Here is a 10,124-nt window from a genome sequence, read left to right as displayed (position 1 = left end):
TTGGTTACACGCCCCGTGAGTCGCCGCTGGGCCCCCCGCGCGGCCCCCCACCACCGGCGGGGGGCGCCACCGAGGCACCCGACAACCCCCCCGTACGCCAAACAGCCAAGCGGCCGGGTTGACGCGGCCGCCATATTGATCGGATCAAAGCGCAATCGAAAGCGAAACGTGTCCCACTCTTGCCGATCGCGCTTCAAATCGCCGTTACTCGGCGGCTGCCTTTTCCGGCAGCTTCACCGAACCGCCGGCCTTTTCGATCTTCTCGATGGCAGTCTTGGAGGCGCCGGCCACGTCGAAGGCGAGCTTCGACTTGATGTCGCCGTCCGAGAGGATGCGCACGCCGTCCTTGACGCGGCGGATGACGCCGGCTGCGACCAGCGCTTCGGCCGTCACGATCGTCTTGGCGTCGAGCTTCTTGGCGTCGAGCCCGGCCTGGATGCGGGCCAGCGACACGACGGCAAAGCTCTTGGCGAAGATGTTGTTGAAGCCACGCTTCGGCAGGCGCCGGTAGAGCGGCATCTGGCCGCCCTCGAAGCCGTTGACGGCGACGCCGGAGCGCGCCTTCTGGCCCTTGACGCCGCGACCGGCGGTCTTGCCCGAGCCGGAACCGATGCCGCGGCCGAGACGCTTCTTGGAATGCGTCGCGCCGTCCTTGTCACGCAGATCGTTGAGTTTCATCTGAGTTCTCCTGCGCTCTGGTTCAGCCCTCGTCCACGACGCGGACGAGATGCTGGACGGCAGCGATCATGCCGCGCACGGAGGGGGTGTCCTCCAGCGTGCGCTGCTTGTGCATCTTGTTGAGGCCGAGGCCGACCAGCGTCGCGCGCTGCTCCTTCGGCCGGCGGATCGGCGACCCGATCTGCTCGACGGTGATGGTCTTGGTTGCTTTCTTGGCCATGGTCAAAAATCCCTGGTCAGATCAGACTATTCTTCGGCCGCTACGGCGGTGCCGCGGCGGGCCTGAAGGGTCGAATACTTGATGCCGCGCGCGGCAGCCACATCCTTGGGATGCATCTGGCTCTTCAGCGCGTCGAAGGTGGCACGAACCATGTTGTACGGGTTCGACGAACCCATCGACTTGGCGACCACGTCATGCATGCCGAGCGTCTCGAAGACGGCGCGCATCGGGCCGCCGGCGATGATGCCGGTACCCTGCTTGGCAGCGCGCAGCAGAACGCGTCCGGCGCCCCAGCGTCCTTCAACGTCGTGATGGAGCGTACGGCCCGAGCGCAGCGGCACGAAGATCATGTCGCGCTTGGCCGATTCGGTCGCCTTGCGGATCGCCTCAGGCACTTCGCGCGCCTTGCCGTGACCGAAGCCGACGCGGCCCTTCTGGTCGCCGACGACGACGAGCGCTGCAAAGCCGAAGCGCCGACCGCCCTTGACGACCTTGGCGACGCGGTTGATGTGGACAAGCTTGTCCACCATGCCGTCGTCGCGCTCTTCGCGATCACGGCCGCGGCCGCCATCCCTACGTTCCTGTGCCATATCCTGTTCCTTGTTTTTTTCCGGAAGCACGGTTGATAATGATATCCGGTTCCCCTCTGTGGGGTTGCCGGGGGCGAAATTTTAGAAGCTCAAGCCACCTTCACGGGCGGCCTCGGCCAGCGCCTTGACGCGGCCGTGATAGATGTACGGTCCACGATCGAAGACGACTTCCTTGACGCCGGCCTTCGAAGCGCGCTCGGCAATCAGCTTGCCGATTGCCACAGCGGCGGCAGTGTCGGCACCGGTCTTGAGCGAACCCTTGAGGTCCTTCTCCAGCGTCGAGGCGGCAGCGATGGTGTGGCCCTTGGCGTCGTCGATGACCTGGACGTAGATGTTCTTCGACGTGCGGTGGACCGACAGACGCGGACGCTCGCCGGCGACCTTCTTGATCTGGCGGCGGACGCGCTGAGCGCGGCGTTGTGTGGATTCTTTCGAGCCCATGATATCAGTCCTTGCCTTCAAAAAACGGGGGCAACCCTATGCGGTAGGACAAGCCTCCCGCGACCGCTCCCCGCGGCGTTGAAATTACTTCTTCTTGCCTTCCTTGCGGACGATCTTCTCGCCAGCGTAGCGAACGCCCTTGCCCTTGTACGGCTCGGGACCGCGATATTCGCGGATCTCGGCAGCAACCTGGCCGACCTTCTGCTTGTCGATGCCGGTCACGGTGATTTCCGTCGGCTTCGGCACGGTGATCGTGATGTCCTGCGGCGTTTCGTAGACGACATCATGGCTGAAGCCGAGCGCCAGCTGCAGGTTCTTGCCCTGCATGGCGGCGCGATAGCCGACGCCAGTGATCTCAAGCTTCTTTTCGAAACCGTCCTTGACGCCCTGCAGGATGTTGACGATCTGCGTGCGCGACATGCCCCATTTTGAGCGGGCGGTCTTGGTCTGGTCGCGTGGCTGGACAGCGATCTCGCTGCCTTCCATCTTGACCAGCACTTCGTCGTTCACCACGAACTTCAGCTCACCCTTGGGGCCCTTCGCCGTGACGGTCTGGCCGTCGACGGTCGCGGTCACGCCCTGCGGCAGCGAAACGGGTTTCTTTCCAATACGAGACATTTTGTTGTCCTCGTCACTTCTCTTGTTTCAGGTCTCTGTTTTCGAACATGTGTCCGAAAACCGGATTCCACTTTCCGGGATCGCGCTCCAGATCAGAAGATCTGGCAGAGGATTTCCCCGCCGACATTCTGTTCACGCGCTTCATGGTCCGCCATCACGCCCTTCGGCGTCGAAAGGATGGCGATGCCGAGGCCGTTGGCAACGTGCGGGATCGACTTTGCCGAAACGTAGACGCGACGGCCCGGCTTCGAGACGCGGGCGATTTCGCGCACGACCGGCGCACCGTCGAAATACTTCAGTTCGATCTCGATTTCCGACTTGCCGTTGTCGAAGTCGGTCTGGCTGTAGTCGCGGATGTAGCCTTCCGCCTTCAGCACGTCGAGGACGCGGGTACGCAGGCGCGAGGCCGGCGTCGAAACGCTCGACTTCTTGCGGCCGTAAGCGTTGCGGATGCGGGTCAGCATATCGCCGAGAGGATCGCTCAATGACATGTTATGTCCTCCTTACCAGCTCGACTTGACTAGGCCCGGGATCTGGCCGTTGTTGCCGAGATCACGAAGCGCGATGCGCGATACTTTGAGCTTGCGATAGTAGGCACGCGGACGCCCGGTGACTTCGCAGCGGTTGCGGATGCGGATCTTGGCCGAGTTGCGCGGCAGTGCCGCAAGCTTCAGCTGGGCGCGGAAGCGCTCTTCCATCGGCTTGGACTGATCCATGATGATCGCCTTGAGGGCCTTACGCTTGGCAGCGTACTGGTCCACAAGCTTGCGGCGCCTGTTGTTCTTCTCGACTGAGCTGGTCTTTGCCATTTCAGATTTTTCCTTTTCTCGCTGCCGTTACTGGCGGAAGGGGAAGTTGAAGGCCTTGAGCAATGCCCTGGCTTCGTCGTCCGTCTTCGCAGTCGTACAAACGATGACGTCCATGCCCCAGATCTGATCAACCTTGTCGTAGTTGATCTCCGGGAACACGATGTGTTCCTTGATGCCCATGGCATAGTTGCCACGGCCATCGAAGCTCTTCGGATTGAGCCCGCGGAAGTCGCGGACGCGCGGCAGCGCGATGTTCACGAGACGGTCGAGGAACTCATACATGCGTTCCTTGCGCAGCGTGACCTTGGCGCCGATCGGCATCTTTTCGCGGACCTTGAAGCCGGCGATCGAATTGCGGGCGTGGGTGACGACGGCCTTCTGGCCGGCGATCAGCGCAAGATCTTCCGCCGCGATCGAAGGCTTCTTCGAATCGCCGGTCGCTTCGCCGACGCCCATATTCAGCACGATCTTGTCGATGCGCGGAACCTGCATCTCGTTTTCGTAGCCGAACTGCTCCTGCAGCGCCTTGCGGATGGTCTCGTTGTAGACCTGCTTGAGGCGCGGCGTGTTCTGGGCAGTCGCCTGCTTGGTTTGAGCCTTAGCCATTGATGACTTCTCCCGAGCGCTTGGCGACGCGCACCTTCTTGCCGTCCTTCTGGAAGATGAAACCGACGCGGGTCGGCTTGCCATCCTTGGGGTCGGCCAGCGCGATGTTCGACAGCTGGATCGGCGCTTCCTTGGTGATGATCCCGCCCTCTTGGGACTGGGACTGCTTCTGGTGACGACGGATCATGTTGACGCCGCGCACCAGCGCGGTGTCTTCCTTCGGCTGTACCGAGAGGACTTCGCCCGAACGGCCCTTGTCCTTGCCCGCCAGCACGACGACCTTGTCGCCTTTTCTAATCTTCTGCATTGGTCCGGCTCCTTACAGCACTTCAGGCGCGAGCGAGATGATCTTCATGTGGTTCTTGGCGCGGAGTTCGCGCGGAACCGGTCCGAAGATACGCGTGCCGATCGGCTCTTTCTTGTTGTCGACGAGAACGGCCGCGTTCTTGTCGAAACGGATCACGCTGCCGTCCGGGCGGCGGATGTCCTTGGCCGTGCGAACCACGACCGCCTTCATCACATCGCCCTTCTTGACGCGGCCGCGCGGGATGGCTTCCTTGATCGACACCACGATGATGTCGCCCACGGAAGCGTATTTCCGCTTCGAGCCGCCCAGCACCTTGATGCACATGACACGACGGGCGCCGGAATTATCCGCGACGTCGAGGTTTGTTTGCATCTGAATCATGACTGGCCGCCTTCTTCTCTTCTAACGGGACGGGTTCTTCACCCTTCCCCGGTCTGTCCAAAATTCGTTTCGTTCGCCCTGATCAGGCCTGGTCCGAAGACACGACGGTCCAGCGCTTGTCCTTGGAAATCGGCTTCGATTCCTGGATGAACACCTGATCGCCAACCTTGTGGGCGTTGTTCTCGTCGTGCGCCTTGTATTTCTTGGTCATGCGCACGGTCTTCTTCATCACAGGATGCGTGAAGCGCCGTTCGACCTTGACGACAACCGTCTTCTCGTTTTTGTCGCTGACGACGGTGCCCTGCAGAATGCGCTTTGGCATGGTTTTCGTCCTTAAGCCTTCTTAGCCGCGGACTTTTCCGCAGCGATGGTCTTGATACGCGCAATGTCCTTGCGGACCTGCCTCACGCGCGCGGTCTTCTCGAGCTGGCCGGTGGCCTTCTGGAAGCGCAGGTTGAACTGCTCCTTCTTCAGGCTGGCCAGGTCGTCGGTCAGCTGGTCTTGGGTCTTGGTCCGGATGTCTTCGGCTTTCATGATCAGCCCGTCCTTATTCTGCGATGCGCTGTACGAAGCGCGTCCTGACCGAGAGCTTGGCCGCGCCGAGACGCAGCGCCTCACGGGCGGTTTCCTCATTGACGCCGTCGATCTCGAACATGATGCGGCCGGGCTTGACGCGCGCCGCCCAGTAATCGACCGCGCCCTTGCCCTTGCCCATGCGGACTTCGGTCGGCTTCGACGTCACCGGCACGTCCGGGAAGATACGGATCCAGACGCGGCCGGCGCGCTTCATCTCTCGGGTGATCGCGCGGCGGGCCGCCTCGATCTCGCGCGCGGTGACGCGGTTCGGCTCAAGCGCCTTCAGCCCGAAACCGCCGAAATCCAGATTGGTGCCACCCTTGGCGGCACCATGGATACGGCCCTTGAACTGCTTGCGGAACTTTGTGCGCTTTGGCTGCAGCATCGTTCTAACTCCAAATTCTCAACTGTCTCAGGCGTTTTCGCGACGGCGACCGCGTTCGCGCTCACCACCACCGCCATGCGCATGATCGCCCTCGGTGGCGCGGCGCTCCGAAGCCATCGGGTCGTGCTCGAGGATTTCGCCCTTGAACACCCAGACCTTGACGCCGCAGATGCCGTAGGCGGTGTGTGCTTCGGCCGTGCCGTAGTCGACGTCGGCGCGCAGCGTATGCAGCGGCACGCGACCTTCGCGGTACCATTCCATGCGCGCGATCTCGGCGCCGCCAAGACGGCCGGCGCAGTTGATGCGAATGCCTTCGGCACCCAGGCGCATCGCAGACTGCACGGCGCGCTTCATGGCGCGGCGGAACGCGATGCGGCGCTCGAGCTGCTGGGCGATCGACTGGGCGACCAGCGTCGCGTCGATCTCGGGCTTACGCACTTCGACGATATTCAAATGCGTCTCGGACTTCGTCATCTCCATCAGCTTCTTACGAAGCTTCTCGATGTCGGCGCCCTTCTTGCCGATGATCAGGCCCGGACGCGCCGCATGGATGGTGACGCGGCATTTCTTGTGCGGACGCTCGATCACGACCTTCGAAATCGCAGCCTGCTTGAGTTCCTTCGCAAGATACTTGCGGATCTTGATGTCCTCATGCAGCAGCTGGCCGTACTCGCCGGTGTTCGCGAACCAGCGCGAATCCCAGGTGCGGTTGATGCCGAGACGCAGACCTATCGGATTGATTTTCTGGCCCATTATGCGGCCTCCCCTTTTTCTTCGACTTCACGGACGACGATCGTGAGGTGCGAGAACGGCTTCTCGATACGGCTGGCGCGGCCACGGCCACGGGCATGGAACCGCTTCATGACAATCGACTTGCCGACATAGGCTTCCGCCACAATCAGCGCATCGACGTCGAGGTCGTGGTTGTTTTCCGCGTTGGCGATCGCCGATTCCAGCGTCTTCTTGACCGTGCCGGAAATCCGCTTGGCCGAGAATTCGAGATCGGAAAGCGCTGTCGCGACCTTCTTGCCGCGGATCAGCGCCGCAACCAGGTTCAGCTTCTGCGGGCTGATACGGATCGTGCGCAACACGGCGCGCGCTTCGTTATCAGCAAGCCTGCGCGGAGCTTTGGCCTTGCCCATGATTATTTCCTCTTCGCCTTCTTATCCGCGCCATGACCGTAATAGGTCCGGGTCGGAGCGAATTCACCGAACTTGTGGCCGACCATGTCCTCGTTCACCGAAACGGGAACGTGCTTCTGGCCGTTGTAGACACCGAAGGTGAAGCCGACGAACTGCGGCAGGATGGTGGAGCGACGGCTCCACATCTTGATCACCTCATTGCGACCACCTTCACGAACCTTGTCCACCTTCTTGAGAAGGTAGCCGTCAATGAAGGGGCCTTTCCAAATCGAACGAGTCACTTGGCGTTACCTCTTCTTAGCTCTTGCGCTGATGGCGCGAGCGCAGGATGAACTTGTCGGTCGCCTTATTGGACCGCGTCTTCTTGCCCTTGGTCGGCTTGCCCCAAGGCGAAACTGGATGCCGGCCACCCGAGGTGCGGCCTTCGCCGCCGCCATGCGGATGGTCGACCGGGTTCATGGTCACGCCGCGGTTGTGCGGACGTTTTCCACGCCACACCGTGCGGCCGGCCTTGCCGTCATTGATGTTGCCGTGGTCTGGGTTGGACACGGCACCGACAGTGGCCATGCAGGAGCCGTGGACGACACGCTGCTCGCCTGAGTTCAGGCGCAGGATCGCCATGCCCTGGTCACGGCCGACGAGCTGAGCATAACCGCCAGCCGAACGGGCAACCTGGGCGCCCTTGCCCGGCTTCAGCTCGATGTTGTGGACGATCGTGCCGACCGGCATCGAGGCCAGCGGCATCGCATTGCCCGGCTTCACGTCGACCGCTTCGCCGGCCACGATCTTGTCGCCGGCAGCAAGGCGCTGCGGAGCGATGATGTAGGACAGCTCGCCATCGTCATACTTGATCAGCGCGATGAAGGCGCTGCGGTTCGGATCGTATTCGATACGCTCGACCGTGCCGACAACGTCGAACTTGCGGCGCTTGAAGTCGATGATGCGGTACGTACGCTTGTGACCGCCGCCGATGAAACGGGCCGTGATGCGGCCGTAATTGTTACGGCCGCCCGACTTGGTCAGGCCTTCGGTCAAGCCCTTTACGGGCTTGCCTTTGTAGAGGCCCGAGCGATCGACGATGACCAGCTGGCGGGTGCTCGGCGTTATCGGGTTGAATTTTTTCAGTGCCATGTTTGTTGTCCTCGCGGTCTTGCTCAGAGACCCGTCGCGACGTCGATCGACTGGCCGTCGGCCAGCGTCACAATCGCCTTCTTGACGTCGCTCTGGCGGCCGATCGTGCCGCGGAAGCGCTTGATCTTGCCCTTGCGGACAAGCGTGTTCACGGCCATCACCTTGACGCCGAACAGCGCTTCGACGGCAGCCTTGATTTCCGGCTTCGACGCCTTCTTGGCGACGTTGAAGACGACCTGGTTCTGCTCGGAAGCCATGGTCGACTTTTCGGTGATCGCCGGCGAGACGATCACGTCGTAGTGACGAAGGTCGGTCATTTGAAGCGCTCCTCGAGAGCCTCGACGGCGGCCTTCGAAAGGACCAGCGTGCCGCGGCGCAGAATGTCGTAGACGTTGATGCCCTGGATGGGCAGCACGTCGATGTTCGGGATGTTCGTCGCCGCCAGCTTGAAGTTCTTGTCGAGCTCGGCGCCGCCGATCAGCAGGGCGTTGGACAGGCCCAGCGTCGCGAAATTCGCGATCAGCGCCTTGGTCTTGGCCTCGGTCAGCATCAGCTCGTCGATGATGATGAGCGATGCGCTCTTGGCCTTGGCAGACAGAGCATGCTTGAGGCCCAGCGCACGCACCTTCTTCGGCAGGTCGTGCTCGTGGCTGCGGACGACCGGCCCGTGGGCCTTGCCGCCGCCGCGGAACTGCGGAGCGCGTGCCGAATGGTGGCGGGCGCGGCCCGTACCCTTCTGCTTGTACATCTTGGCCCCGGTGCGGGCGATCTCGGCGCGACCCTTGGTCTTGTGCGTGCCCTGCTGCTTCTTGGCAAGCTGCCAGCGCACGACGCGCTGCAGGATGTCTTCGCGCGGATCAAGGCCGAAAATCTCCTCGGAGAGTTTCACCTTGCCGGCGTCCTTGCCGCCAAGCGTTGTGATTTTGAGGTCCATTATTCCGCTCCCTCTGTGGCCGGGACATCTACTGTGGCCGGGGCATCGTTCTTGGCGCCATCATTGGTTGCAATGACGCGGATTGCGGCAGGCTTGGGCGCATTGGCCGGCAGCGCAACCTTGGCCGCGTCGCGGACCAGGATCCAGGCGCCCTTCGAACCGGGAACCGCGCCGCGGATCAGGATCAGACCGCGATCGGCGTCGGTCGAGACGACCTCGACGTTCTGCGTGGTGACGCGGGTGTCGCCCATGTGGCCGGCCATATGCTTGCCCTTGAACACCTTGCCCGGGTCCTGGCGCTGGCCGGTCGAGCCGTGCGTACGGTGCGAGACTGAGTTGCCGTGGGTTGCGCGGCCACCGCCCATGTGGTGCCGCTTGATGACGCCCTGAAAACCCTTGCCGATCGTGGTTCCCGTCACATCGACCTTCTGGCCGACGACGAAATGCTCGACAGTGATCTCGGCGCCGACATCGATCATGTTGTCGGCGGAGACGCGGAATTCGGCAACCTTTGCCTTCGGCTCGACGGAAGCGGTCGCGAAATGGCCGCGCATCGCCTTCGACGTGTTCTTCACCTTGGCAAGGCCAACGCCGAGCTGGACGGCGGTATAGCCGTTCTTCTCCTGCGTGCGCTGCGCCACGACCTGGCAGTTCTCCATCTGGAGAACAGTGACGGGAACATGTTCCCCGGCATCGTTGTAGATGCGGGTCATTCCCACCTTCTTTGCAATCACACCTGAACGCATCGGTTCAATTCCTTTAGAGTTCCCTGTCGGGGCTGTCGCCCCTCCACGCCTCTTGTTCCTTCAGAGTTCCGGGTCGCCCCGCTCCTCTGGTTCCTTAGAGCTTGATCTCGACGTCGACACCGGCGGCAAGATCAAGCTTCATCAAAGCGTCGACCGTCTGCGGGGTCGGATCGACGATGTCGAGCAGACGCTTGTGCGTGCGCATCTCGAACTGCTCGCGGCTCTTCTTGTCGACGTGAGGCGACCGGTTGACCGTGAACTTTTCGATCCGCGTCGGCAGCGGAATGGGGCCGCGGACGTTGGCGCCGGTGCGCTTGGCCGTCGACACGATTTCCCGCGTCGAGGCGTCAAGCACCCGGTGATCAAACGCCTTCAGGCGGATGCGGATATTCTGTCCGTTCATGCGTCACTTCCTTGTTCTGGCGCGGCGCGGGCAGCGCCCGCGACAGATCGGTTTAAGTCCAAATTACTCTTTGATGGTGACGACGATGCCGGCACCGACGGTGCGGCCGCCTTCACGGATGGCGAAGCGCAGCTTCTCTTCCATGGCGATCGGCACG

The 10,124-nt window shown here is 62.2% G+C and carries 22 protein-coding genes; all 22 read right to left on the bottom strand.

The window, feature by feature from the left end; translation table 11 throughout:
- Positions 1-204: 204 nt before the first annotated feature.
- Complete coding sequence (gene rplO / locus NKH12_RS28740; RefSeq protein ID WP_352956218.1) at positions 205-678, bottom strand: 50S ribosomal protein L15; 474 nt, start codon at positions 676-678, stop codon at positions 205-207.
- Positions 679-700: 22 nt separating this feature from the next.
- Positions 701-898, bottom strand: coding sequence for a 50S ribosomal protein L30 (gene rpmD / locus NKH12_RS28735; RefSeq protein WP_006205449.1), 198 nt, complete (start codon positions 896-898; stop codon positions 701-703).
- Positions 899-924: 26 nt separating this feature from the next.
- The gene (gene rpsE, locus NKH12_RS28730; RefSeq protein WP_006333394.1) at positions 925-1,488 is read right to left on the bottom strand and encodes a 30S ribosomal protein S5; all 564 of its coding nucleotides are present in this window, start codon (positions 1,486-1,488) and stop codon (positions 925-927) included.
- A gap of 81 nt (positions 1,489-1,569) precedes the next feature.
- A complete protein-coding gene (gene rplR, locus NKH12_RS28725; RefSeq protein WP_029352225.1) occupies positions 1,570-1,929 on the bottom strand; it encodes a 50S ribosomal protein L18 in 360 nt (119 codons plus the stop codon).
- Positions 1,930-2,013: 84 nt separating this feature from the next.
- Positions 2,014-2,547: a 50S ribosomal protein L6 gene (gene rplF / locus NKH12_RS28720; protein WP_023799285.1), complete on the bottom strand. Its 534-nt coding sequence runs from the start codon at positions 2,545-2,547 to the stop codon at positions 2,014-2,016.
- Positions 2,548-2,639: 92 nt separating this feature from the next.
- Positions 2,640-3,038, bottom strand: coding sequence for a 30S ribosomal protein S8 (gene rpsH / locus NKH12_RS28715; protein WP_006205453.1), 399 nt, complete (start codon positions 3,036-3,038; stop codon positions 2,640-2,642).
- 12 nt (positions 3,039-3,050) lie between these two features.
- Positions 3,051-3,356 carry a 30S ribosomal protein S14 gene (gene rpsN, locus NKH12_RS28710; RefSeq protein ID WP_029352223.1) on the bottom strand — a complete coding sequence of 102 codons (306 nt, stop codon included), beginning with the start codon at positions 3,354-3,356 and terminating at the stop codon, positions 3,051-3,053.
- A gap of 27 nt (positions 3,357-3,383) precedes the next feature.
- Positions 3,384-3,962 carry a 50S ribosomal protein L5 gene (gene rplE, locus NKH12_RS28705; protein WP_023799287.1) on the bottom strand — a complete coding sequence of 193 codons (579 nt, stop codon included), beginning with the start codon at positions 3,960-3,962 and terminating at the stop codon, positions 3,384-3,386.
- Positions 3,955-4,269: a 50S ribosomal protein L24 gene (gene rplX / locus NKH12_RS28700; protein ID WP_013531428.1), complete on the bottom strand. Its 315-nt coding sequence runs from the start codon at positions 4,267-4,269 to the stop codon at positions 3,955-3,957. Before rplX ends, rplE begins: the two co-directional genes overlap by 8 nt.
- Before the next feature lie 12 nt (positions 4,270-4,281).
- On the bottom strand, positions 4,282-4,650 hold the full coding sequence (gene rplN / locus NKH12_RS28695; RefSeq protein ID WP_006205457.1) for a 50S ribosomal protein L14: 369 nt from the start codon (positions 4,648-4,650) through the stop codon (positions 4,282-4,284).
- Between the two features lie 82 nt (positions 4,651-4,732).
- Positions 4,733-4,972: a 30S ribosomal protein S17 gene (gene rpsQ / locus NKH12_RS28690; protein WP_023799288.1), complete on the bottom strand. Its 240-nt coding sequence runs from the start codon at positions 4,970-4,972 to the stop codon at positions 4,733-4,735.
- A gap of 11 nt (positions 4,973-4,983) precedes the next feature.
- A complete protein-coding gene (gene rpmC / locus NKH12_RS28685) occupies positions 4,984-5,184 on the bottom strand; it encodes a 50S ribosomal protein L29 (protein WP_006205459.1) in 201 nt (66 codons plus the stop codon).
- A gap of 13 nt (positions 5,185-5,197) precedes the next feature.
- A complete protein-coding gene (gene rplP / locus NKH12_RS28680; RefSeq protein ID WP_023799290.1) occupies positions 5,198-5,611 on the bottom strand; it encodes a 50S ribosomal protein L16 in 414 nt (137 codons plus the stop codon).
- Between the two features lie 27 nt (positions 5,612-5,638).
- Positions 5,639-6,364, bottom strand: a complete 726-nt coding sequence (gene rpsC / locus NKH12_RS28675; RefSeq protein WP_352956217.1) for a 30S ribosomal protein S3 — start codon at positions 6,362-6,364, stop codon at positions 5,639-5,641.
- Positions 6,364-6,753, bottom strand: a complete 390-nt coding sequence (rplV, locus tag NKH12_RS28670) for a 50S ribosomal protein L22 (protein WP_006205462.1) — start codon at positions 6,751-6,753, stop codon at positions 6,364-6,366. Before rplV ends, rpsC begins: the two co-directional genes overlap by 1 nt.
- 2 nt (positions 6,754-6,755) lie before the next feature.
- Positions 6,756-7,034 carry a 30S ribosomal protein S19 gene (rpsS, locus tag NKH12_RS28665; RefSeq protein WP_006205463.1) on the bottom strand — a complete coding sequence of 93 codons (279 nt, stop codon included), beginning with the start codon at positions 7,032-7,034 and terminating at the stop codon, positions 6,756-6,758.
- A 16-nt stretch (positions 7,035-7,050) separates the two neighbouring features.
- Entirely contained in the window at positions 7,051-7,884 is an 834-nt protein-coding gene (gene rplB, locus NKH12_RS28660; protein WP_095488566.1) for a 50S ribosomal protein L2, read from the bottom strand.
- Between the two features lie 23 nt (positions 7,885-7,907).
- On the bottom strand, positions 7,908-8,201 hold the full coding sequence (locus tag NKH12_RS28655; protein WP_010909275.1) for a 50S ribosomal protein L23: 294 nt from the start codon (positions 8,199-8,201) through the stop codon (positions 7,908-7,910).
- Positions 8,198-8,818 (bottom strand): 50S ribosomal protein L4, encoded by a 621-nt coding sequence (gene rplD, locus NKH12_RS28650; RefSeq protein WP_027154042.1) that lies wholly within the window; start codon positions 8,816-8,818, stop codon positions 8,198-8,200. The genes NKH12_RS28655 and rplD overlap by 4 nt, the downstream gene beginning before the upstream one ends.
- Positions 8,818-9,564 (bottom strand): 50S ribosomal protein L3, encoded by a 747-nt coding sequence (rplC, locus tag NKH12_RS28645; protein ID WP_352956216.1) that lies wholly within the window; start codon positions 9,562-9,564, stop codon positions 8,818-8,820. The genes rplD and rplC overlap by 1 nt, the downstream gene beginning before the upstream one ends.
- Before the next feature lie 94 nt (positions 9,565-9,658).
- Complete coding sequence (rpsJ, locus tag NKH12_RS28640) at positions 9,659-9,967, bottom strand: 30S ribosomal protein S10 (RefSeq protein ID WP_006205468.1); 309 nt, start codon at positions 9,965-9,967, stop codon at positions 9,659-9,661.
- A gap of 63 nt (positions 9,968-10,030) precedes the next feature.
- Positions 10,031-10,124 (bottom strand): EF-Tu C-terminal domain-related protein (locus tag NKH12_RS28635; protein WP_476738618.1); only part of this gene is annotated, 94 nt, incomplete at its 5' end.

It is taken from the genome of Mesorhizobium sp. M1322, from assembly GCF_040318085.1.
GTDB lineage: Bacteria > Pseudomonadota > Alphaproteobacteria > Rhizobiales > Rhizobiaceae > Mesorhizobium.
This window is presented reverse-complemented; position numbering and strand designations above follow the sequence as displayed.

Bases quoted from the DNA above. Each gene is read 5' to 3' on its own strand.
- rplD (WP_027154042.1), bottom strand. From the start codon at position 8,818: ATGGACCTCAAAATCACAACGCTTGGCGGCAAGGACGCCGGCAAGGTG.
- rpsN (WP_029352223.1), bottom strand. From the start codon at position 3,356: ATGGCAAAGACCAGCTCAGTCGAGAAGAACAACAGGCGCCGCAAGCTT.
- rplP (WP_023799290.1), bottom strand. From the start codon at position 5,611: ATGCTGCAGCCAAAGCGCACAAAGTTCCGCAAGCAGTTCAAGGGCCGT.
- rplC (WP_352956216.1), bottom strand. From the start codon at position 9,564: ATGCGTTCAGGTGTGATTGCAAAGAAGGTGGGAATGACCCGCATCTAC.
- rpmC (WP_006205459.1), bottom strand. From the start codon at position 5,184: ATGAAAGCCGAAGACATCCGGACCAAGACCCAAGACCAGCTGACCGAC.
- rpsQ (WP_023799288.1), bottom strand. From the start codon at position 4,972: ATGCCAAAGCGCATTCTGCAGGGCACCGTCGTCAGCGACAAAAACGAG.
- rplE (WP_023799287.1), bottom strand. From the start codon at position 3,962: ATGGCTAAGGCTCAAACCAAGCAGGCGACTGCCCAGAACACGCCGCGC.
- NKH12_RS28655 (WP_010909275.1), bottom strand. From the start codon at position 8,201: ATGACCGACCTTCGTCACTACGACGTGATCGTCTCGCCGGCGATCACC.
- rplV (WP_006205462.1), bottom strand. From the start codon at position 6,753: ATGGGCAAGGCCAAAGCTCCGCGCAGGCTTGCTGATAACGAAGCGCGC.
- rpsE (WP_006333394.1), bottom strand. From the start codon at position 1,488: ATGGCACAGGAACGTAGGGATGGCGGCCGCGGCCGTGATCGCGAAGAG.
- rplB (WP_095488566.1), bottom strand. From the start codon at position 7,884: ATGGCACTGAAAAAATTCAACCCGATAACGCCGAGCACCCGCCAGCTG.
- rpsC (WP_352956217.1), bottom strand. From the start codon at position 6,364: ATGGGCCAGAAAATCAATCCGATAGGTCTGCGTCTCGGCATCAACCGC.
- rpsJ (WP_006205468.1), bottom strand. From the start codon at position 9,967: ATGAACGGACAGAATATCCGCATCCGCCTGAAGGCGTTTGATCACCGG.
- rplO (WP_352956218.1), bottom strand. From the start codon at position 678: ATGAAACTCAACGATCTGCGTGACAAGGACGGCGCGACGCATTCCAAG.
- rplX (WP_013531428.1), bottom strand. From the start codon at position 4,269: ATGCAGAAGATTAGAAAAGGCGACAAGGTCGTCGTGCTGGCGGGCAAG.
- rplR (WP_029352225.1), bottom strand. From the start codon at position 1,929: ATGGGCTCGAAAGAATCCACACAACGCCGCGCTCAGCGCGTCCGCCGC.
- rplN (WP_006205457.1), bottom strand. From the start codon at position 4,650: ATGATTCAGATGCAAACAAACCTCGACGTCGCGGATAATTCCGGCGCC.
- rpsH (WP_006205453.1), bottom strand. From the start codon at position 3,038: ATGTCATTGAGCGATCCTCTCGGCGATATGCTGACCCGCATCCGCAAC.
- rpmD (WP_006205449.1), bottom strand. From the start codon at position 898: ATGGCCAAGAAAGCAACCAAGACCATCACCGTCGAGCAGATCGGGTCG.
- rplF (WP_023799285.1), bottom strand. From the start codon at position 2,547: ATGTCTCGTATTGGAAAGAAACCCGTTTCGCTGCCGCAGGGCGTGACC.